Origin of the sequence: Streptomyces sp. NPDC058619, from assembly GCF_042717785.1 — a bacterium.
Classification (GTDB): domain Bacteria; phylum Actinomycetota; class Actinomycetes; order Streptomycetales; family Streptomycetaceae; genus Streptomyces.
On sequence record NZ_JBHXQN010000009.1, the window covers coordinates 199749 to 221710 of the forward strand.

A 21962-nucleotide genomic window follows, 5' to 3' on the forward strand; every position below is an offset into this window, starting at 1 on the left:
TCACCGCGCCGCCGTACCAGCGCTCGAACTGCCGCTTGGACACGGACAGACCACCAAGCGATGGGTCGTTCTCGTCCAGTGCCAAGCGATGGGCCGCTTCCTCGAACCGGAGCAGAAAGGTCTTGTAGACCTGCCAGTGCCTCCGCAGCGTCAAGACCCGTAAAAGCGTGGGAGTTTCAGCCACCGCAGATCCCCTCCGGTCCCTGTTCGTCTGGTCTGACGATAGCCCCGGCCGATCGGCGGGAAACCCCTTCCGGCGGCTCACCGAGCAGATGACGGCAGCCATGACGGTGGTGATGACGCACCACGACGTGGACCGGGCTTCAGGGCGGGGATGAGGACGGCCTCGCGACGGCAGTGGCGTCGTATCCATGCGTTCCGGCGCGTCGCCATGCTGAGCGGCACTTCGCTTTCCGTGTACTGCCGACCGCGAAGCGTGAGACCGGGAGCGCGGCTACAGCGCCACCCGAGCAACCCCCCATCCAGCACCACGTGCCCGCCGGCTCACGACTCGGGGCCGGCAACGGGAGGGAACTGATGGACAACACCGTGACCGCTCTGGCCGGGCAGATCGCCCAGCTGGACTCCGTCGATCTCGCTCAACTAGAACGGATGCGCCACGAGGCCCTGACCGTCCAGGCCCCCTGGAAGGCGGAGTACGGCGCCTACCAGTCGGGCGGCTGGTGGACGACCTCGCTGATGAACGCCTCCGGCGATGCCGCCGACGTGACGATCGGCGACTGCGCCGCCAAACCGACCGGGCTGCTGGCCCAGATGCCGGCCACCTCCGCGCTCCTGGACGAACTGGGCCTGAACTACATGTGGGTGCGGCTCGCGCGGCTGGAGCCCAACGCGTTCCTGTGGGAGCACCGTGATTACGACGACCTCGACCAGGTCGAGCGGCACCGGCTTCACATCCCGCTGCACACGAACACGTCGGCGTTCCTGGTCACCGGCGGCACCAAGGTGCACATGACCGGAGGGCGGATCTGGCGGCTGACGCCGACGTACGCCCACGGGGTGTGCAACCTCCTCGGCCCGGCCCGCATCCACCTGATCGCCGACGTGTACGCCGACGACACCTACCGGCGGCTGGCCCGGCACCCCTCGCTCCACCCCCACGCCGCCGAACTGCTGCCCTCCGCGGACCACGCGGTCCTCGCCGAGCGGCTGCAGGCCGCGCGGAACATGGCCGCGCTCGGCTACACGGAAGCCGCCGAGCGGATGTTGCTGAGGCTCTTCTACACCTACGCCCTGCCCGAGGGCGCGGCCTACGACCTGATCACCGAGCTGCACACCTCGCTCGGCGACATGGAGGCAGCGACGCGATGGACGGCGGCCAAGCAGCGCCTCCTCGCCCTCACCGCCTGATCGGCCGCCCCGTAAGTCCGCCACGTAAGTCCACCCCGCCGGAATCCGAACGGAGGACGCGCATGCCCACCCTGCAACTGGCTGAACTCACCCATGCCAACCGACCGGCCCAGCTCCCGCTCCTGGCAAGCCTCGCCGACATCCTGGCGACCTCGCGGGCCGTCACCCACCTGATGATCCGGGGCTCGCTGGCCCACGGCACCGCCGACCGCCTCTCGGACGTCGACTTCGTCGTCGGAGTCCATGACGCCCAGCTGCCCGCGTTCGTGAAGGCTCTGGACGATCTGATGTCCATCGAGGCCGGCGCCCTGCTGCCCGGCTGGCGCGACACGATCGTCGCCGACCTCGGCGGCGTCGGGATGGTCTTCCTCGTCCCGGACGGCGGCAGGCTGCACCAGATCGACCTCTACCTCGTGCCCGCCACACACCTCCCGCGCCTGCGGGCGACCGTGGCCACCGCCTCGATCCTCGACCGCGAGCCGGCACCCGCCGGACCTGAGGCGACCATGGTGGCTGGGCGTTTTGCCGAAGAGTTCCTCGCCCAGCCGCGTACGTGCACCGAGCTGCTGATCGAACACCTGGTGCTGGCCGTACTGCTACACAAGCGCATCAAGCGGGGCCAGCGGTTCGTCGCCTACTCGGAGTGGCACCGGCTGCACACCGCGACGAAGGACCTCATCAAGGCCGCTCTGGCACCGGCATCCCGGTTCTGGGGCTGGTACCAGCTGCGCGAGGAGATCGCCGTCACCCCGATCGGCCGGGCCTGCCTGGGCGACTTGGACGCGGCGATCAGCGGACCCGCCGTGCCGACGGCCCCCGACGTCGTCGCGGCCATCGAGCGGATGCTCGCCTTCGTAGAGCGGGCCTGCCCCGAGGCCCTCGACGGCCTGGGCGACGCCATCAGCGCCTACCGCACTTACCAGGAGCTGGTGTGAACGCACTCCACCTCGCGGGCCCGGCCACCCGCTGGGCCCGCGAGGGCCTGACCGCCGTCTTCTTCGGCGGCGTCGTCCCTGTCTCGGCTGAGGAGGAGAAGCTGGCCGAGGAGGTCGGCCGGTCTCTGGCCCGGGCCGGGTACTCGCTCCTGCACGGCGGCTACAACGGATTGATGGAGGCCGCCGCCCGCGGAGCGAGCTCCGAGGGAGCCATGGTCACGGCGGTCACCCTGATCGACAAGCACGACGAGTGGGGACCGTTCAACCCGCATGCCACCAGCTCGGTCCACCTTCCCAACCTCGGCGCACGGATCAACCACTACCTGGCACACGCCGATCTGATCGTCGCGATGGGCGGCGGCGTCGGCACCCTGCACGAACTGACCGCCGCCCTGTACTACGCGACCACCATCCGGCCCGTACCGATCTTCCTGACCGGGTCGGCCGCCCTGCGCCTACTCGCCTTCCTGCGGCAGGAGAAGTGGCTGTACGAGACCCCGACCCGGCCACTCGGCTACCTCACCGCCGTCGAGACCGCCGACGCCTTCCACACCTGCCTCGCCACGCTCGACACAGCCCCGATCGGAGGAGCATGACCACCAGCCCGTCGCTGGCCGACCTCACTGCCCGGCTCACCGAAACCGCCTGCGTCACCGCCCCGTTCAGCCTCGCCGACGGTGCCCGGCTGGACGCCTACTTCGACGAGTACCGTCTCGCTGCCGACCCCGCGCTCCTGCACGACACCGCCGCCGCCATGGCCTGCCTCGTGCCCGGCGACGCCCGGCTGCTCGCGGGGATCGAGCTCGGCGGCGTCCCCCTCGTCGTCGCCCTGTCCGCTGCCACCGGCCTGCCCGCCGTGTTCCTGCGCCGCCGGCCCAAGGGCTACGGCTCCCAACGACAGATCGAGGGCGCCCCACTCGACGGCCGCCGTACCGTTCTGGTCGACGACGTGGTCCGCTCCGGCGGCCAGCTGTTGAAGATGGCCCGCACCTTGCGGATCGCCGGAGCTCCCGTCAGCCACGCGTTGTGCGTACTGGAGCGCCCGCTCGGAGGCCGCATGCTTTTGGCAGAGCACCGCGTCACCCTGCGCTCCCTGCTCACCGAGGCCGACCTGCCGCCCACGCAGGGCGGTGATGCCGCGTGAAGCGGGCCGTGCTCTTCGACCTCGACGGGGTCCTCCTCGACAGCGGCAGCGCCCAACTCGCCACTCTGGCAGGCTTCGCGACCTCCGCTCTTGACCGCCGCGTCACCGCCGCCGACCTCCCCGCGGGAGCCCTGACGAGGCCACGCGAGCAGGTGCTGGCCGAACTCGGCCTGAGCGAGGTGATCAACGAGGACGGCTGGGACGCGGCCACCGCAACGGCCGGTCTCCACACCGAGGCCTTCCCGTTCGTCGGCGAGACCCTCACGGCCCTTCGGGCCGCCGGTGTCGCCACGGCCATCGTGACCCTGCGAAGCCGCCGCCGGGTCGGCTGGCTCTTACCCCCGGAGATCCTCGACCTGGTCGACACCATCGTCTGCTTCGAGGACGCGGCTCCCAAGCCCGCACCCGACGGGCTGCTGCTCGCCCTGCGACAGCTCGACGTCGTACCGAAGGACGCCGTGTTCGTCGGCGACACGGACATCGACATCCACGCCGCCCGAGCGGCAGGCATCAGGGCAGTCGGCGCCGGCTGGGGCTTCGCCGGCCCCGATGTCCTCACCCGGGCGGGCGCCGATCTCGTCCTGCCACACGCCGCGGCGCTCGCCGACGTACTCCTCCTCCTTCTGGCAGGAGCAGAGCCTTCCCACCAGAAGTCCAAGCGATCTTGATGCCGGACCCGCTACTCTGGGTGGTGCAACACGCACAGGACCGTCGGTCCGTGCGGGCTGCACCACCTGTGAGCAACGGATCTGGAGTCATGGTCTACACCGTGGGGGCGCGAGCTATCTGCGTCGAGCTGGAGAACTGAGAACCACTCAGTCCCCGTTCTCGGCCCGGCTCGGCGTGTGATCACCCCCCACCTCTCCACGACTCTTCCGTGAGGGCCACACCCATGCGTTCGACGCAGATCCGCTCCACCTTCCTGGACTACTTCACCTCCCGCGGCCACCGCCAGGTCCCGTCCAGCCCGCTCATCCCCTCCGACCCGACCCTGCTTCTGGCCAATGCCGGCATGAACCAGTTCAAGCCCTACTTCCTGGGCGAGGTCACCCCGGAGAACCGCCGCGCCACCACCATCCAGAAGTGCGCCCGCACCTCCGACATCGACAACGTCGGCCGCACCAACCGGCACGCCACGTTCTTCGAGATGATGGGCAACTTCTCCTTCGGCGACTACTTCAAGGCCGACGCCATCGCCTACGCCTGGGAACTCCTCACCGAGGGCTACGGCTTGGAGAAGGACCGGCTCTGGATCACCGTCTACGAGGACGACGACGAGGCCGAACAGCTCTGGCGCAAGATCGGCGTCCCCTCGGAGCGCATCCAGCGCCTCGGCATGGAGGACAACTACTGGTCCATGGGCGTCCCCGGACCCTGCGGCCCCTGCTCGGAGGTCAACTACGACCGCGGGCCGGCCTTCGGCCGCGAGGGCGGACCCGCCGTCGACGGCGAGCGGTACGTGGAGATCTGGAACCTCGTCTTCATGCAGTACCAGCGCGGCGAGGGCGACAAGAAGGGCAACTTCCCGATCCTCGGGGAGCTCGCCCAGCAGAGCATCGACACCGGTCTCGGCCTCGACCGCCTTGCCGCGATCCTCCAGGACGTCGAGAACGTCTGCACCACCGACCTGCTCCAGCCCACCCTGAACACCGTCCAAGAGCTCGCCGGCCGCGACTACCCCGGCAGCGCCGACGAGAAGGTCTCCTTCCAGGTCGTCACCGAGCACGCCCGCTCGATCGCCTACCTCATCGCCGATGGCGTCCTGCCCACCAAGGACGGCCGCGGCTACGTCCTGCGCCGCCTCATGCGCCGGGCGGTCCGGCACGCCCGCCTGCTCGGCATCGACCAGCCCGTCCTCACCCCCACCACCGCCAGCGTGATCGCCAACCTCGGCGACGTCTGGCCCGAACTCACCGACCAGGCCAACCTCATCGAGCAGGTCGTCACCGCCGAAGAGGAGTCCTTCACCCGCACCCTCGCGCAGGGCACCCGGCTGCTGAATGCCGCGATCACCCGCACCCGAGAGAGCCGCTCTGGCTCCCTGCCGGGTGAGACCGCCTTCGAACTCGCCGACACCTTCGGCTTCCCCCTGGAGCTGACCGTCGAGGCCGCCCACGACGCCGGCCTGACCGTCGACGAAGACCGATTCGCCACCCTGCTGGACGAGCAGAAGAAGCGCGCCAAGACCGGCGGCAAGGCCAAGACCGCCGACGCCCTGCGCCGTCAGGACACCTACCGGGAGCTGTCCGCCCACCTCCCGCGCACCGAGTTCCTCGGCTACGAGCACCTCACCGCCGAGGTCACCGTGCTCGGCCTGATCTCCGGCGGCGCCGTCACCACCAGCGCCCCCGAGGGCTCCGACATCGAATTCGTCCTCGACCGCTCGCCGTTCTACGCCGAAGCCGGCGGCCAGATCGGCGACACCGGCACCCTGCGCACCGACGACGGCACCCTGCTGCGCATCACGGACACCCGGTACGGCCTGGAGGGCTTCCGCGTCCACAGCGCCCGCGTCGTCGAAGGCGAGCTCCGTACCGGGGAGAGGGGCGAAGCCTCTGTCGACGCCGATCGCCGCAAGGGCCTCATGCGCTCCCACTCGGCCACCCACATCCTGCACGCCGTCGTACGTGCCACGCTCGGGGATCACGCCCGCCAGCAGGGCTCACTCGTCGAATCCGACCGCCTGCGCTTCGACTTCGCCCACTTCTCCGCCGTCACCCCCGACCAGCTCGCCCGGATCGAAGCCGCCGTCAACGGCCACGTCCTCGACGACCCTGCCGTCCGTGCCTGGCACGCCGACCGGGCCGAGGCCGAGGCCGCCGGCGCCATCGCCCTGTTCGGGGAGAAGTACGGCGACACCGTCCGCATCGTCGACATCGGCGACTTCTCCCGCGAACTGTGCGGCGGCACCCATGTCGCCCACGGCTCGCAGGTCGGCGCCTTCCGGCTGCTCAGCGAGGGCTCGATCGGCTCCAACCTCCGCCGCATCGAAGCCCTGACCGGCCACGGCGCCCTGCGCCACCACGACGTCGAGCGCCGCATCCTCGAAGAGGTCTCCTCCCTCCTCGGCACCCGTCCGAAGCAGGCCGCCGAGACCCTCCACAAGCGCCTGGGCTCCTTGGCCGCCGCGGAGAAGGACCTCTCCCGCCGACGCGAGGCCGACCTGCGGAGCCAGGCGGAGAAGCTCGCCTCCTCCTCCCGCCAGGTGCCCGGGGGGCGCATCGTCTCGCAGCGGGTTCCAGGACTCGGCGCGAGCGACCTGCGCAGCCTCGCCACCAGCACCGCCGACCGCCTCAGCAGCGACCGCGCGGTGGTCGTCCTCGGCACCGAACACGACGGCAAGGCCCTGCTCGTCGCCGCGATCACCCCCGGCGTCCTCGGCTCAGGAACCTCGGCCAGCCACATCCTCGCCTCGGCCGCCCGCATCGTAGGCGGCGGAGCAGGCGGCTCCGGCGCCGTCGCCAATGCCGGAGGTCGCCGCGTCGAGGCCCTCGACGAAGCCCTCAGCATCGCTGTCCAGGAGGCGACCCGCGCCCTCGATCAGTAGGCGCCGCAGCCGCGGGAGGCACGCTGCAAACGAAAGCCCCAGCCGGGGCCGCCGTCAGCAGCGTGCCTCCCGCCATCACGTTCAACGCGGCGGCAGGTCCTTCAAGAGAACCACGCTGCTGTAGTTGGTCACATCCCACCGCCACGTACCCACCGGTGCGTAGCCTCGTCGGCGGTACCAACCGACGAGGTCAGTCGCTTGGGACGACGTGTCGATGACGACCTGCGCGGCGCCACGAGCCGTAACCCTCGCTTCAGCAAGCGACAAAAGCCGCTGCCCTAGTCCAGTCCCCCGCTGGGACGGATCCACCGCCAGCTGCCAGAATGACCCCGCGCTAGCCGGCGCTGGGTACCCCTCCGGGGCCACGTACGGAGTCGCGACAGTGACCGTGCCCACCAATGACTTCCCCTGGAACGCCAGCCAGCACTCACCGCTCCGCAGCCGGTGAGCAGTGTCCTGCGGAGATTGGTACGAGGCGAAAAACACCCGTCCGGCGGCAGCGTGATCGGCGTACGCCCGTTGCAGCAGACAGGTCAGCTCCTGCACGGAGTCTTCCTCAGTGAAGAGCCGGATCGCCACTTCGTCGGCCGCCGCCCCTTTCGCGGCCATCACAGGTTCACTCACGGCGACGACCTCCAAACCACGGATTCGCTGGAGCGGCCTCGACGTGGACACTCCATCCGCCTCGGGTAACCGTTTGCCAACCTCAGCTTGCGTCAACCACCACCGAAACGCCCGGTGAACCAGCCGGTCCCGCCCCTGCCGCCGCAAGAAGCCGGTACCACCGGACGATCGGCTCGTCCGTCCGATGCGCGCCCTCGCCGCGCTCCCCGAAGCGACCCCAGGCACGCTCTGTGACTACAGGACCTTTCCGCGCTCCCGACCGAATGGGTGACCTGCTGAGCGTGCTCCACCAGATCGGCGCGCAGCCGGCACCGCCTCAGCCTCGTGACTAGCCTGGCCAGCGGACCACCCGCGGCCCACGACGATCGGGAGACCATGACCCACACCACCGACCGGATCGAAGACCTCCTCCAGACCGGCGTACGCGACGAGGTCTACCCCGGCGCCGTGTGGGCGGTCGGGAACACCGACGGCATCGAGGCCAGCGGAGCGGTCGGCCTTCTCGACCCCGACCACCCGGACGAGCCCATGCGGCTGGACACCGTCTTCGACGTGGCCAGCCTCACCAAGATCCTCGCCGTCTGGTCGACGATCGGCACCCTGGTCGAAGAGGGCAAGCTCCAGCTACACACTCCGCTGGGAACCTTCTGGGACGAAGTCGCAGGCCACCCCCTAGCCCGGGCCACGGCCCACCACCTGCTCACGCACACCGCGGGCCTGCCGCTGCGCGCCAACCTGAAGAACTTCTACGGCACCGACCCCCAGGACATCCGCGACGGCGTCCTCCACGAGGCCCTCCACCGCCCGCCGGGCGAAGCCGTCGAGTACACCGACCGAGCCGCCCTCGTCCTCGGCTACCTCGCCGAGCACCTCTCTGGCCAGCCCCTGGACCAGCTCGCCACCGACCGCGTCTGGAACCCCCTGGGCATGACACAGACCCGCTTCGGCCCCCTCCCCGATGCCGAGGCGGCCCGCTGCGCCCCCACCGAGTACGACGAGACCACCGGCACCCACCTCAAGGGCACCGCCCACGATTTCTCCGCCCGCCTCCTCGACGGCGTCTGCGGCATCGCTGGCAGCTTCTCGGTGCTCGACGACCTGGCCCGCTTCCTCCGCCACATGCTCGCCCCCACCCAGACCGCCTTCGGCCCGACCTGGATCAAGGATTCGCTCCGCCTCCACACCGGCGACCTCACCCCCGCCCGCGGCCTCTTCTGGCACCCCGCCCCCGGCACCGACCCCAACCAGGACATCTGGGTCCACTACGGCTTCACGGGGACCGGCGTGTGGATCAGCCCGCAGCAGGGCAGATGGGCTGTCCTCCTCACCAACAAGCTCCGTTTCAACCGCGACCGCGAGCCCTTGACTGGTATCCGCAACGCCTACTGCGCTTCCGCCATTTCATAGACGAGGCGTACGAAGACCCCAACTGTCAGCGCCCAGTGGCACAATTCAGCCATGTGGAACAACGAAGAGTTCCGTATGGCAGAGGGTGCCCACATACTCGGGCACCAAGGCGATTCCTTCGAGATCCAGGTCACCGTACCCACCGACGACGACGGTTTCCTCGGCCGCGAGTGCCCACACTGCACGATGACCTTCCGTATCGACGCAGACGACTACGGACGACTTCCAGATGGCCTAACGCTGTGGTGCGTCTACTGCGGCCACCACAGCGGCCATTCAGACTTCATGACCAGGCAGCAGCGGGAACGTCTGCTGCGCGTCGCCGAGGATCTGGGCACCCAGATCATCAACCGGTCACTTCAGGACATCTTCGGCGGCCTCGCCCGCAAGAGCTCGCGAAGAAGCCCGGTGTCCTTCTCCTACAAGCCCGGGAAGCCCTTCTACCCCAGCCCTCTTCCGGGTATCGACGAAGAGCGCCTGGTACGGATCCGAACCTGTCCTGGCTGCCGGGTCAAGTACGCCGTCTTCAGCGAGCACCGCTACTGTCCCGTCTGCGGCGAATTGCCGGCGGCGTCGGTCGCGCTCGATGCCCTCCAGGCCGATACCGCTCGCCTGGACGCACTCGAAGCGATTCCCGTAGATGTCAAGGCTGCCCTTCGTGAGCAGGGAGTGTTCTCACGCAACTGGGTGGACACCATCGAGAACGTGGTGGGGGTCGTCGAAGTCTTGGCGTCCTCCCTGTTCAAGGCTTCCGTGCATGACGCAGATGCCCGGCTCCGCGGGAAAGGCAGCGTCTTCCAGCGGTTGGACGACATGGCCGTGCTCTTCACCGACGCCGGCTTTCCGGATGTGCGGACCGCGCTCGCATCGGATACCTGGGACCGCCTCCTCGCTGCCTGGGCAGCACGTCACGTCTTCACGCACAACGATGGCGTGGTCGACGCGAAGTACCTGGCCCGCGTCCCACGCACACCCCTCCGTGTCGGACAGCGCCTCACCCTCGACGACCCGACATGCCGCCGCGCGATCGAGGACACGACCTTGTTGTGTACAGCGCTGACCGAGCTGACATCGTGAAACTACGACCGCTCTTGGTTGGGACTGACTTCAGAGTCCAGCTATCAGGGGGGAGCTACTCGTACGTCTCTTTCCGCAGGGCGCGTTGCCGCCGGTCGCCCTGACCGGCGCCGTTCACCGCCTTAAGAGACGGGAGCGCCGCACCGTTGTTCCACAGTCCAAGATGATCACGGTGGACGGCCACGACATCGTTCTGCAGGGCACAGCGTTCGGCGGGGCCGCTGAAGTACGCGGTGGTGACGAAGACGGCAACTTCGGCCTTGAAGTGCATCTGCGAGCCGAGGAGGTTACGGACCTCTCCATTGGAGATCTTCCGCTTCGGGTTGTACCGCTTGCACTGGATCACCATCGTGCGGCCATCGGGCAGCCGTCCACGCACGTCGGCACCGTTGTCGCCTGTGCCGCCGACTCGGCGGACATCCGTACAACCATCCCGCCGGCAGAGATCGGCCACGAAGGCCTCGAACTGCGTGCCGTCCATCGCGTCGACCTCGGCGAGCGTCCTATGGCCCGCCCTGACGGCTTCCTCGTGGCGCCACCGCCGATCGTTCCCCCGGACCAGGCGATCCGTCTTCCACAGCCACCAGCCTCCGCCTCCGACCGCGCCGAGGATCAACACTCCCACCACATAGGGCCAGATCGTCGACCAGAACGCCAGGAGCAGCGCCAATGCAGCGACGCCGCTCCAGGCACCCGCCTTGAGCCGGGCCTCCCGGCGCTTCCGCGATGCCGACCGACGCTTCTTGCGTGCTGCCACCCAGTTCCTCCTCGTCTTCGAGCAGCAGTCTGGGCAAGACGACGCGTGTCAGTAAGGGCGCCCGCCGGCCATGGCTCGTTCCCTGCGACTTCCCGGGATGCAGCCGAGGCCAGCGAGGCGGCCCTGAGAGAGACGGTTGCCAGCGCGCCACTCCCGGCGGTGGGGACCTGCATCGTCATGTGCCCGCATACGCCCTGTGTGCGCCCCTCCTGCAGCACGTAGCTTGCGAGGTTGGTCTGACCCGTGGAAGCCGTAGGGGGAACAGGTTGAAGCCAGCCGCTGACGTACTCAAGGACCTCGTCCAGCCGTCGAACATCTCGATCCACTCCAGTTCGGCCTTGGTCGGCAGCGTCGACGCCGCCGCAGCCGAGGATGACAAGGCACGCGAGGAGAAGGAACTCGACCAGCTCCGGCGAAAGCCCCAGCTCCGGCCCATCCCCGCGAAGGAGCTGGACCGGACCGTCCAGCTGACGCCCTGGGACGTGCTACACACCCTCGGCCAAGGCATCGCCCTCTCGCGGCGGGGCGCCAGCCGTGGACTCGCCGAGCACTGGGGTTCCCTGAAATACAGCCAGGCTCTGGCCGGCAGCATCAACTCGTTCATGACCCTCTCCGCAGAGGGGAGGGAGACAGCTGATTACTACAAGGCGATCCAGTCCGGAGAACTTGGAACCGGCTTCGCCCTGACTCTTGCCCGGCAGCTCCTAAGCCGCCGCTACCCGGACCACTCGGTCTCAATCGTCCCCGCGGACACCGCACTGCGGGCAGGCTGGGCTTTGACCAGCCGTGACTCGGGCCATCGATCCGGCTACCGCTACCGGCCACAGTTCTTCGCCGAGATATGGAAGCCCGGAGAGGCGCTGAGGGTCCTTCCGATCGCCTGCAAGGGCAACCACAGCAACGCCGCCGCCTCTCACATCCAGCTCGCGTCCGCTTCTGCGCACGTCGAGGCGGTCCACATCGGCCCGTGGGACGAGACACCGGCCCTCGTGTTCAGTACGGAACTCCCCACTGAGGGCGCGCTCACGGTGCACGCCTTGCAGGCCCGCGGAACTGGTGGGCGACTGACCGGCTTGATTGATGCCCCCGGCACCCGCCTTGACCACCGCATCGAGGACGCGAACATCTTCCCGGGCATCCAACCGCCGGCCGAGGGCGAGCGGAAACTGGAGTCACAGCTCGGCTTCCATGTACAGCCGGAGCACTATGCCTGGTTCCGGCAGGTCCTCGCCCGAACCGCGGCGGCCGGACTGACGGCCTTCGCTGGCGACGGCGCCGCTACGGCCCAGTACCTGACCAAACGGCAGGGCCAGCGCCACTTCACCGACCCCACCCACGCCGCCACCGACAGCGTCCAGGACGCGAACCAACGGCTCCTCGACATCGACTTCGTTGGCACCGACCATGTGTTCCGCCTCAACAGGACGCGGGTCGAGGCATTCTCCGGGGTCGCGAACGACCTCTTCCGCCACCTCGCGGAAGGCCGTGTCGAGCAGTACCGCACGGAGATCCACGCCCAGCGCAGGAGCTGGCCCCTCCTCGCCTGGGATTCGGAGTGGGACGGCCCCGTATCCGTCCACCAGGACGGCTCTGTGCTCGCCATGCGGGTGTTGCCACAGGCCTGAGGGCCGCATGGCCGGTGTCGCTCCCTGGAAGCAAGGGGGGCGACACCAAGGGGTGGGATGTCGCCGACGACGCTTCGCGTTCTCCTACCAGCCCTCGACTGCTCAGAGTGCCGCCCCCCTCGGCAAGCACCCAGAAGGCCCTACTCCGTCAACCGAGCAGCCTTACACCCTGTCATCCCCACCCATGCGCCCCTTTAGATGGGCTGCGTCATCGGGGCTGCCTGGAACTCGCTCGCGCAACCGACTCTCCCGAACTCCCGGCTTGATTGACCCCACGGATACCAAGAGCATCGGGACATGGGTACCGGAAGTCGACGGATCTCCACGAGGTACTCGCTGGGATCAAGGTGATTCAGCCCACATGAAGCTCATATTTCGCCATTTTCCAGAGACAGGTTGCCCCTGCTACTGCTCATCCCGATCCTGGAACGTTCGCCACCAGCCGGGAGGAGAAAAGTGAACGTACCGCGACGTCACGCGAAGAACCCCGACGTCATCGGCCAGACCGCGAGTCTGATCGGCTTCCTCAAGGAGGTCGTTCAGAGCAGCAACCAACGACTTCGTGATGACCGCCGCTCAAGGGAGCGGTTATGGCTGGTCGCCATGCCCCCCTCGGTACGACGCCCGTCCGACCGCCTCGACGGGCTGCTGTTCACGCTTGACCACGTTCCGCAGACATCGCCACCCCCACTCCCGGATCTGCTGGATGGATGGGTCTCCACGGAACGCTGCCAGGACGCGGACGGCGGTGACCCGCCGCTTGAAGCTGAAGGACCGGGGCGGGAACTGGTGCGAGCTGCGGACGGCAGCCAGTCCTGGGAACAGGCGGCGGAGCAGACCGTCCGCCGAGAGGATTCCGACGAGGTACTCCGAGCCTACGGTCCCTGGCTGACGCGCTGGCGGAAGTGGGCGGAGAGGGAGCGCGCGGAGCGAGCCCTTCGGGAGCTGTACGACCAGGTCTACGGGTGGCACCAGAAGCTGACCCAGCAGGATGATCAGCTAGAACTCGTGCTCGCCACAGGGCTCTTGACTTGGAGCGATCCACGTGGCGACGCCATTCACCGTCACCTGCTCACCCACCGCGTGGAGACCTTGGTAGACCGGAAGACCGCCAGGCTCACAGTGCGGCTCATGGCCGAGGGAGCCGTGCGGCTGGAGGATCAATCATTCCTCGACACCGATGACGGCTGGGCGCCCGAACGCTCGGCCGCGCTCACCGAGGAGATCGCGGCCCAGTCACTGCACCTGCTTGGATCTGAGGCCTTGGAGCAGTTGGCCCAGTGGCAGGAGCGGGTACTGCAACGGCCCGTGTCCTTCAGTGCCGAGTGGCAGCCGCCCCGCGAGCCCGAAGCAGGCGCGCGTCTCACGTACGCTCCCGCACTTGTGCTGCGTCCACGGGACCGCAATGCTCTGCTGGGCTTCTACGACCGGATCGCGGACAGCGTGTCCTCCGAGGGACACGCGCCTCTGGGCCTCGCCCAGCTGGTACTGCCCCTGAACTCCGAAGAGCGCGTGAACTGGGACGGCCGCGAGATTCCGCCTCTATTCGGTGACGACCCGCTCTTCCCAGGAAAGACCAACGAACGTCAACGCAGTGTCCTGCGGCGGCTGGAGCACGACACGGGCGTGGTGGTTCAAGGCCCACCGGGCACCGGTAAGACCCACACGATCGCCAATCTGGTCTCCGCTCTGCTGGCGCAGGGGCAGAGGGTCTTGGTGACCAGCGCCCGCGACCAGGCCCTGACGGTCCTGCGGGACAAACTTCCTCCCGCCGTACGGGACCTGTGCGTCCTCCTGCTGAGCTCGGCACGGCAGGACGGGGCGGACGAGCTGGAACGCACGGTCAACGCTCTCACCGATCAGGTCGCCGCGAGCGACCCCGAGCAACTGCAGGACGAGATCCATCGACTCTCCGCCCGCCGGGAGGAGGTGCGGGGAAGGATCAGCGCGCTCACCGAACAGGTGATCGCGCTGCGGGAGGCCGAGGTCTACCGGCACCCGGAGATCGCACCGGGATACGCCAGCACTCTCGCCGCAATTGTGCAGCGTGTGCAAGAAAGCGCTGGACATCACTCCTGGATCGGTCTTGTGCCGGCTGACGGCCCGACCCCGTCTGTCCCTCCGCTGTCCCCCGCGCAAGCGGTGGAACTGCTGAGCCTGCTGCGCGACGGTGCGGCTGAGCCACGCGCCGGTGGCACTCTGCCAGACCCCGACGGCCTCCCCTCCCCCGAAGCCTTGGCCCAGGCACTCTCAGCCAGCCGCGTCACCGACGAGGGCCTGTCCTCCGGGGCGGTCCGCATCCGCGGCGATCTTGCCAGGCTCGACAGCTCTGTCACCGATGAGCTGACCTCTCTCGTGGATTCCTGCCGTACGGCTCTGCACCACCTGGGTCTGTCTCCGCAGGCCACACAATGGGATGAGGGCAAGTGGGCCACCAAGGCCCTCACCGACCGACTCTCCCGTGAGAACCTCGCGCTGTGGCGTCGCGTGTCCGGACTTGCCGATCAACTCGCCGACATCTCCGAACGGCTGAACGAACAGGGGATGACGCGCGTCACCGTGCCCGGGCAGCTCTCCACGGAACAAGGGGATGCGATGCTCACGGCGGGTTCTGCGCTGCGCGAGCACCTCGTCTCGGGTGGCAAACTGCGAGTCCGCGGCAGCTTCCGCGCCTCGCGGGCGCAGAAGGCCGCGCAGGACCTCCTCGACTCGTGCACCGTGAACGGTCACTCACCCGAAACCCTGGAGGATCTCGACGCCGCCCTTGCTCACCTCCGCGCCCGCTCCGCCGTTGCCACACTTGCGGAGCGGTGGGGCCAAGTGCAGGTGCCCGTATCCGAAGGGCCGCTGGAAGTTCGGCTCGCGTCGCTGACGGAGGCGTACGCACGCCTGGACCATGTCGACACGTTCGGCGCCGGCCGCGAGCGCATCGATGAGCTGCTCGTACATCACGGGGTGCACATCGCCCTCACTTCCAGGTCGGCATGGCAGGACTTCACCGGCGCCCTCTCTGCGGTCTCCGGCCGACGAGCGGCAGACGAGGCTACGGCCCAGTTGCTTGCTTGGGAGGAACAACTGCGCAAACCGGTGGACAGCTCCCACCCCACCACCGAAGCTGTGGCCGCCGCCCAAGCCGTTCGGGAGCAGGACATCGACCGATACGCCAAGGAACTTGAGGCGCTGCGCGAGGCTCATCGGCGTGAACACCGCCGGCGTCGATGCGCCGTGCTACTCGAAAGCGTCCGCCGGGCCCACCCGCTGCTCGCTGACCAGCTGACGCACGACCCTGGTGACCGGGCATGGGAAGCTCGCCTGGACTCGCTGGCGGAGGCGTGGGCCTGGGCGGTGGCCTCTGCCTTCGTCCACCGTCAGCGCACACCGGGACGCGAACGTCAGGTCGAAGGCGAACTGGCGCAGTGTGAACGTCACCTGGAGGACATCACCGGTGAACTCGCTGCCGCCTGGGGAAGGTGGCACTGTCTGCATCGCATGACGCAAGAGCAGCGGTCGGCACTCCAGGCGTACCGCAACCACATGTCCTCGTACGGCAAGGGCAAGGGGCGCGGTGCGGGCCGATACCGTGCCGCGGCGTACGACGCTATGAAGACGGCGCAGGAAGCAGTCCCCGCGTGGGTCATGCCCATCTCCCAGGTCGCCGAGATGGTCCAGCCCAGGCGGGACGCGTTCGATGTCGTCATCGTCGACGAGGCTAGTCAGGCCGGCATGGACGCCCTGTTCCTGCTGTGGCTGGCGCCCCGCGTCATCGTCGTGGGGGACGATAAGCAATGCGCGCCCCCGCTCAGTGGCATGGGCCGGCATCAGGCGATCCATGACCGGCTCGTCTCCCACTTGCCGGACATGCCTCCGAGGCTGCGCACGCTCTACGGACCCTCCACCAACCTCTACCAGTTGCTGTCCACCTTCTTCCCGAAGGTGATCCGGTTGGAGGAGCACTTCCGTTGCATGCCGGAGATCATCGGCTGGTCTTCGCAGACCTTCTACAACAACAAGCTGCAGCCTCTGCGCCAGTACGGCGGTGAGCGCCTCGACCCCCTCGTGACCCAGTTCGTTGAAGGGGCCGTTACCCAGGGGCGCGACAGCAGGATCCGCAACCCGAAGGAGGCCGAGGCCATCGTCGACTGCCTGGCCAGGCTCGTAGCGGACCCTGACTACCGCGACCGGACCATGGGCGTCATCACCCTTCAGGGGTCGATCGGTCAGGTCAAGCTCCTGGAAAAGCTCATCCAGGAACGTATCCCGGCGCCGATGCTTGAACGCCACCAGATTCGTGTGGGCAGCCCGGCGTCGTTCCAGGGAGACGAAAGGCACGTCATCCTGCTGTCGATGGTCGTCACCGATCCGCCGCGCATCACGGGAGGTGCCCGCAGCGAACGACAGGCATACAACGTCGCCGCGTCCCGGGCACAGGACCAGATGTGGCTCTTCTACTCGGTACCGCCGGACCGATTGAAGAGGGAGGACATGCGACTCAACCTCCTGTCCTATATGGAGAACCCGCCATCCGCACTTGCCGGCTCCGAAGACATCGGAGTGGTAGCGGGCGATGTGCCGCAGAAGCCCTTCGAATCGCTCTTCGAGCAGCAGGTCTACCTGCACCTGAAGGCCCGCGGATATCACGTCGTCCCGCAGTATCCGGCAGGGAACAAGCGCCTCGACCTCGTCGTCGTAGGGGCACGTGGGCGCCTGGCCGTGGAGTGCGACGGCGACCGGTATCACTCGACACCCGAGCAGATCCGGCATGACCAACGGCGCGACCGTGAACTCCAACGCGTCGGCTGGACGTTCTGGCGGATTCGCGAGAGCGAGTTCCGATTCGACCCTGAGGAGGCGTTGTCAGGCCTGTGGGATGAGCTCGAACGACTTGGCATCCATCCGGCCACATTCGAGGGGACCAGTGACCGGACCCGTTCGTCCGCCACACCCACCAGCGTGCAGTGGACCCCCTTCGACCTCTCCTCCGACGAGGGCCTGGCCGACGACACGGCGGAGGCACCCGAGGACCCGGGTACGGACGATCTGGCCAACACGCTCCGCAAGGCAGAAGACAACGAAGTAGACGACGAAACCGACGACAGCACGGAAGGCTCGGCATGACTGCGCAGTCCCCACTCGGCATCCTCGACGCCAACACCCTGGAGGAGCTCGCGCGCGTCATCTGCGGCGACGACCACCTCTACTACCGCAAGGGTTTCGAGATCGCGCGCTTCCTGGAACACGCCGGCTGGCAGCGGGTGCCGGAGTACAACGGCGAGTACAGGATGGAATGGACGCTCGCCCGGCTCAGCGAACGCCGAGAAGAGCCCACCGAGCTGGAACGGGTCCTGCTTCGCCTGGCCGACCCTCGCGAATACCTTGACGAGCCTGACCAGCTCCCTGCTGTTGTCTCCGCGGTCAACACCTTTCTGGTCTACGAGGGAGCACGCCTGGAGAATCCTGGCGGCCGCCCCCGTCTCGTCGCCTGCGACACCTCCCTTGCCCACCCAGGTAGCCGGGGCCCTGCCGAACTCAGCACAGCCATGACCGATCTCATCAGTGATGGGAAAATGGCCGCCCTGCTCCAACACCGCTTGGACGAGGCACGCACCTGCTACGCCAATGGCGCTCACGTGGCCGCCATCATCATGCTCGGCAGCCTGCTGGAAGGCGTCATGGTCCAAGTGGTCCGCGAGCGCGATGCCTCACGACTCGGCAGCACATCAGCGGACAAAGTGACCCTCGACATTTTGATCTGGACCTGCCACGTCGCCGGGTGGATCGGTGCTGACGTCGAGCGCTTCTGCCACGAGCTGCGCAGGTATCGCAACTTCGTCCATCCGCGACAAGAGATCCGGGATGCCCACACCCCTGACCGCGACACACTGAACATGTGCTGGCCCGTGGTCGAGGCAGTCCTGAACGACCTCGCCGCCTACCAGCCGAAAGCGACCACGCCAAAGCCAACCGCCTCGCCCGTCCGACCCGTGCCCCGGCCATCGTCAGCAGCGCGGCCAGCACGCCGACCCTGACGTCGGGGCGCGGTTGGTTCGGCCACTGCCCTTCAAGCAGGTCGCAGTGGCCGATCCGAGGGCGAGAGTTCTGCGTTCAGTGGGCCGCCAGCCCCTCCGCACCGCCCTCGCCTGCTCCCACTCGGGAGAGGCTCGGTCTGCCTTCCCTTGACCTCTTGGATTCCCGCGATCCCTGAGTATCGGTTTCTGGGCAGTGACAGACTCCCTGCTGTAGAGAGGGAGGCTCCAGGGCTTCGGATTCCGCGTCGGTGTGCCCGGAATAAGCGTGCGCGTCTCGACCCGAGGGGTACGAACACTCATGGGGCCAAGGACGGCCAGGGTGAATGTGGGCGGTGAGCGGACCGAGCTTCCCTCGGGGATGGGACCGTTCTACGCCCCCACCACGCTGGGCGGCGGGCGCCTCGGACCAGTACGAGTCGCACGACACGCTCCGGCTCGCGTCCGCGGGCAACCGCCCCCTCTGACGCACAGCTGGAACGGTCTCGTCGGCAGGCCGAGCGGGCGCAGCAAGAGGCGGAACGGGACTCAGCCATGGCGCACTTGGTGGGACTGCAGCAGCAGATGACCAGCGAGCACCTGCAATCCTTCTCCCCCGCACCTCCGCATGTGGTGCCCGGACGCGTTGCAATCAGGCAGGGATGACGAAGGCTGGCTCGTAGCCCTGTGCTGTCCGGACGTCTTCGTACACCACGGTGGGGCGCAGCCGGTTCCATCGGTGGCCGAGAAGGAGGGCGAGTCCCATGGGGCAGGCGAGAAAGAGATGGATTCGGGGGGTGGTGCGGGTGGGACGACGAAGGGCGTCGCGAATGCCGACGGCGAGGGCGTTGGCGGCGTGGCTGTCGGAGACGGAGCCATCGTTGGGCCCAGCAGGTGGGGTGAGGATGAGGAGTTTGGATGCGGGGATGTTCTGCTCTCGGAGGTAGTCGACGACGTCTTGGGTGAAGTCGGCGGGTCTGACCGTAACGTTGATGCCGACGGCAAGGTCCTCGCCGTAGCCGATGTCGTGTTCCTCGACGATGGGGTCGCAGTCGGCGTCGTAGGTGTCACTGGTGGACCACAGTTGTCCGCGCTGGAGAACAGCGAGGTCCGCTCCGCTGACCATACGAAAGGCTGCGCCGGTCAGGAACGCGGGGGCAAGGCGGATGCTTCCTGTCACGGAGATGTTGGTGCTGCCAAGAAGGTGGGCAGGGGCCGCCTCGATTTCTTCCTGAAGTTGTGTCCAGGTGGAGGGGGCGAGCGGGCGGCGTTTGGTGTACTCGGAGTCGGTTTCGAACCGCTCGACCCAGTTGATGGTGTGGTCGGCTTCGTGGGCAAGCAGGTCGGGTTTAACTGATCGTTTCAGAATGAGATTGGTTGCGGGGCTTGGCAGTTGGGTGTGGTGTCGGCAGGATCTGGGGTGTGTCTGCTGATCTTGTGCCTGATGACTTGTGGGAACGTGTGGCCCCGTTGTTGCCGGGGCGGCCGGCCAGGCGGTTTCGGTATCCCGGGCGACTGCCGGTGGATGACCGTGCCGCCTTGAGGGCCATCGTTTACGTGCTGTGCAAGGGAGTGAGCTGGCGGGACGTTCCCGCCGAGCGGTTCGGCTGCAGCGGTGTGACGGCCTGGCGGCGGCTTCGGGACTGGACCGAGGCCGGCGTGTGGCCCCGCCTCCACGAAGTCCTGCTGACCGAGCTGCGGACCTCCGGGCTGCTGGACATGGATGACGCTTCGATCGACGCCTCGCACGTCAGAGCTCTCAAAGGGGGGCTCACACCGGACCTTCGCCAGTTGACCGCGCCCGCCCGGGGAGCAAGCACCACCTCATCGTCGACCGGTACGGAACCCCACTCGTCGTCTCCCTGACCAGCGGAAACCGTCACGATGTCACCCAGCTGATGCCTCTGATCGACGCGATGCCCCGCATCCGCGGGCTTCGCGGACGGCCACGTCACCGGCCCCGCCGACTCTTCGCAGACCGCGGCTACGACTTCGACAAGTACCGGCGCCTGATCCGCGCCCGCGGGATCACGCCCAAGATCGCCCGCCGGGGCACACTCCATGGCTCCGGCCTGGGCAAGACCCGCTGGGTCGTCGAGCGCACCTTCGCCTGGCTCCACCAGTTCAAACGCCTTCGAATCCGCTACGAGATACGAGCCGACCTTCACCTCGGTCTCCTCCAACTCGCCTGCAGCATCATCTGCTTACGACGACTCCGAACCTCATTCTGAAACGATCAGTAAGGGTGGCGATCGACAGGATTGCGCGAGCGGGTCCCGTCTTGAGGTTGAGGCTGTCGACAGCTGCCCTGATCATGTCGAGGGTGAGGGTTCGGTGGCCGTCGCGGACCTGCTGGGCGACCCAGTTGGCACCTTCATCGACCGCATGGCTGTCGTGGCGAAGTCCGGAGACGGCCATCAGGAGCTGCAGCTGCTCTTGTACGTGGGGTAGTTCTCGGGATACGTCGAAACGCAGGCAGGAGAGCAGGCCGTGGAGTTCGATCTCGCTCAGGCCAGCGTTCTCGGCCCAGCGGGTTCGTGCCTTGCCGGTCTTCGACCGTGCGGTGCCGTCGGCCGCCTTCGGCAGGAGCAGCTGGGTGCGGGAGTCACGCACGGCGATGAGGGGATTGTTCGGGTCTGGCGCCCGGTTGGTGATGATCGCAAGGTCAACGTCGATGCCGTCGGCTGTGAGAGTGCGCCAGGTCCTGGCAATCTTCTTCAGGATCGACGGGCCACCGGTGGGGCTCGGTTTGGTCAGGTACTCCTCGTTGACGGGTGTGGCACTACTGACGGTGTACTTAACCTGGACGTAGGTGTGGGGTGGCGTGCAGCGCAGCAGGACCACGTCGTCGAGGTTGCCGGCGTCGTCGGCTTCGACGCCGACGGAAATGACGGGGTTGGCGGCATGGATGGCGTTCTCACGCAGGAGGGTGAGGCAGCCGGTCCAGGCGATGAGCCACTGGTAGTGGTCGCCAGTGATCCTGACGCTGGTGGGACTCGGGGCCGGCAGGGGCTCCATGTGCGTTCTCCAGGTTGGGACGGGGCGCTCGTTGTATGTCAAGCCGGGTATCTGGCTGCTACTGATAGCCGACTTGCTCCGGCAGTGTGTGCACGGGAACTCGGGTGATGACGTCGTTGCGGCAGGCCCAGGCGGTCATGTGCCAGTGCGATGTGCGAGGGCTAAGGATGACGGCGATGAAGCTGTGGAAAGCGAGTTCGGGGTCGTCAAGGAGTTGGCGGTAGGTGGCTGTGTCTTGGGCGCTGGGGACCGGTCGGCTGCTGGGGTGGGTATGCCACTCGCCAATCCAGACGCTGCGGTCCTGGGTGTAGGCCCGATCGGCCGTGGTCTGGGCGTGCTCCAAGTCGCGCAAGAAGTAGGTAGTGCCGCGTCAGGCAACGTTCGCCCTCTCGTGACATGCCGCCCAGGTGGTTCCTCGGGTGGCATCACGCGATCAGAATGTTCGGGTGGCTGAA

At 67.7% G+C, this 21962-nt stretch carries 17 protein-coding genes; 12 read left to right on the forward strand and 5 right to left on the reverse strand.

Going from position 1 to position 21962, the window contains the following annotated elements; genetic code table 11:
* Positions 1-537 precede the first annotated feature (537 nt).
* The 6 genes from ACFWTC_RS12460 (at position 538) to alaS (ending at position 6997) form a co-directional block, all read left to right on the forward strand.
* Positions 538-1371 carry an aspartyl/asparaginyl beta-hydroxylase domain-containing protein gene (locus ACFWTC_RS12460; RefSeq protein ID WP_384027900.1) on the forward strand — a complete coding sequence of 278 codons (834 nt, stop codon included), beginning with the start codon at positions 538-540 and terminating at the stop codon, positions 1369-1371.
* 62 nt (positions 1372-1433) lie between these two features.
* Positions 1434-2306, forward strand: coding sequence for a hypothetical protein (locus tag ACFWTC_RS12465; RefSeq protein ID WP_384027899.1), 873 nt, complete (start codon positions 1434-1436; stop codon positions 2304-2306).
* Positions 2303-2902, forward strand: a complete 600-nt coding sequence (locus ACFWTC_RS12470; protein ID WP_384027898.1) for an LOG family protein — start codon at positions 2303-2305, stop codon at positions 2900-2902. Before ACFWTC_RS12465 ends, ACFWTC_RS12470 begins: the two co-directional genes overlap by 4 nt.
* Complete coding sequence (locus ACFWTC_RS12475) at positions 2899-3450, forward strand: orotate phosphoribosyltransferase (protein ID WP_384027897.1); 552 nt, start codon at positions 2899-2901, stop codon at positions 3448-3450. Before ACFWTC_RS12470 ends, ACFWTC_RS12475 begins: the two co-directional genes overlap by 4 nt.
* Positions 3447-4118 (forward strand): HAD family hydrolase, encoded by a 672-nt coding sequence (locus ACFWTC_RS12480; RefSeq protein ID WP_384027896.1) that lies wholly within the window; start codon positions 3447-3449, stop codon positions 4116-4118. Before ACFWTC_RS12475 ends, ACFWTC_RS12480 begins: the two co-directional genes overlap by 4 nt.
* Before the next feature lie 224 nt (positions 4119-4342).
* Complete coding sequence (alaS, locus tag ACFWTC_RS12485; RefSeq protein ID WP_384027895.1) at positions 4343-6997, forward strand: alanine--tRNA ligase; 2655 nt, start codon at positions 4343-4345, stop codon at positions 6995-6997.
* 81 nt (positions 6998-7078) lie between these two features.
* Here alaS and ACFWTC_RS12490 read toward each other — a convergent pair whose 3' ends face one another.
* Positions 7079-7606 (reverse strand): GNAT family N-acetyltransferase, encoded by a 528-nt coding sequence (locus ACFWTC_RS12490; protein WP_384027951.1) that lies wholly within the window; start codon positions 7604-7606, stop codon positions 7079-7081.
* A gap of 390 nt (positions 7607-7996) precedes the next feature.
* Here ACFWTC_RS12490 and ACFWTC_RS12495 point away from each other — a divergent pair, with 390 nt between their 5' ends.
* Entirely contained in the window at positions 7997-9028 is a 1032-nt protein-coding gene (locus tag ACFWTC_RS12495) for a serine hydrolase domain-containing protein (RefSeq protein WP_384027894.1), read from the forward strand.
* Between the two features lie 51 nt (positions 9029-9079).
* Positions 9080-10105, forward strand: coding sequence for a hypothetical protein (locus ACFWTC_RS12500; protein ID WP_384027893.1), 1026 nt, complete (start codon positions 9080-9082; stop codon positions 10103-10105).
* A 55-nt stretch (positions 10106-10160) separates the two neighbouring features.
* Here the strand turns inward: ACFWTC_RS12500 and ACFWTC_RS12505 are convergent, their stop codons facing one another.
* Positions 10161-10862 (reverse strand): restriction endonuclease, encoded by a 702-nt coding sequence (locus ACFWTC_RS12505; protein ID WP_384027892.1) that lies wholly within the window; start codon positions 10860-10862, stop codon positions 10161-10163.
* Positions 10863-11128: 266 nt separating this feature from the next.
* Between ACFWTC_RS12505 and ACFWTC_RS12510 the strand changes: the two genes are divergently transcribed.
* From ACFWTC_RS12510 to ACFWTC_RS12520, 3 genes are all read left to right on the forward strand, one after another.
* On the forward strand, positions 11129-12487 hold the full coding sequence (locus ACFWTC_RS12510; RefSeq protein WP_384027891.1) for a hypothetical protein: 1359 nt from the start codon (positions 11129-11131) through the stop codon (positions 12485-12487).
* A 456-nt stretch (positions 12488-12943) separates the two neighbouring features.
* Positions 12944-17602: an AAA domain-containing protein gene (locus tag ACFWTC_RS12515; RefSeq protein WP_384027890.1), complete on the forward strand. Its 4659-nt coding sequence runs from the start codon at positions 12944-12946 to the stop codon at positions 17600-17602.
* Positions 17599-18513 (forward strand): hypothetical protein, encoded by a 915-nt coding sequence (locus tag ACFWTC_RS12520; protein ID WP_384027889.1) that lies wholly within the window; start codon positions 17599-17601, stop codon positions 18511-18513. Before ACFWTC_RS12515 ends, ACFWTC_RS12520 begins: the two co-directional genes overlap by 4 nt.
* A 628-nt stretch (positions 18514-19141) precedes the next feature.
* Here ACFWTC_RS12520 and ACFWTC_RS12525 read toward each other — a convergent pair.
* Positions 19142-19882, reverse strand: coding sequence for an SAVED domain-containing protein (locus tag ACFWTC_RS12525; protein WP_384074171.1), 741 nt, complete (start codon positions 19880-19882; stop codon positions 19142-19144).
* A 29-nt stretch (positions 19883-19911) separates the two neighbouring features.
* Between ACFWTC_RS12525 and ACFWTC_RS12530 the strand changes: the two genes are divergently transcribed.
* A protein-coding gene (locus tag ACFWTC_RS12530) for an IS5 family transposase (RefSeq protein WP_384027888.1) occupies positions 19912-20720 on the forward strand; the annotation gives its coding sequence in 2 pieces (ribosomal slippage) (positions 19912-20251 and positions 20251-20720; 810 coding nt in all).
* Here ACFWTC_RS12530 and ACFWTC_RS12535 read toward each other — a convergent pair.
* Both ACFWTC_RS12535 and ACFWTC_RS12540 read right to left on the reverse strand, forming a co-directional pair.
* A complete protein-coding gene (locus tag ACFWTC_RS12535; RefSeq protein ID WP_384027887.1) occupies positions 20686-21507 on the reverse strand; it encodes a hypothetical protein in 822 nt (273 codons plus the stop codon). The genes ACFWTC_RS12530 and ACFWTC_RS12535 overlap by 35 nt on opposite strands.
* A gap of 58 nt (positions 21508-21565) precedes the next feature.
* Positions 21566-21859 (reverse strand): Mov34/MPN/PAD-1 family protein, encoded by a 294-nt coding sequence (locus ACFWTC_RS12540; protein WP_384074165.1) that lies wholly within the window; start codon positions 21857-21859, stop codon positions 21566-21568.
* Positions 21860-21962: the final 103 nt, after the last annotated feature.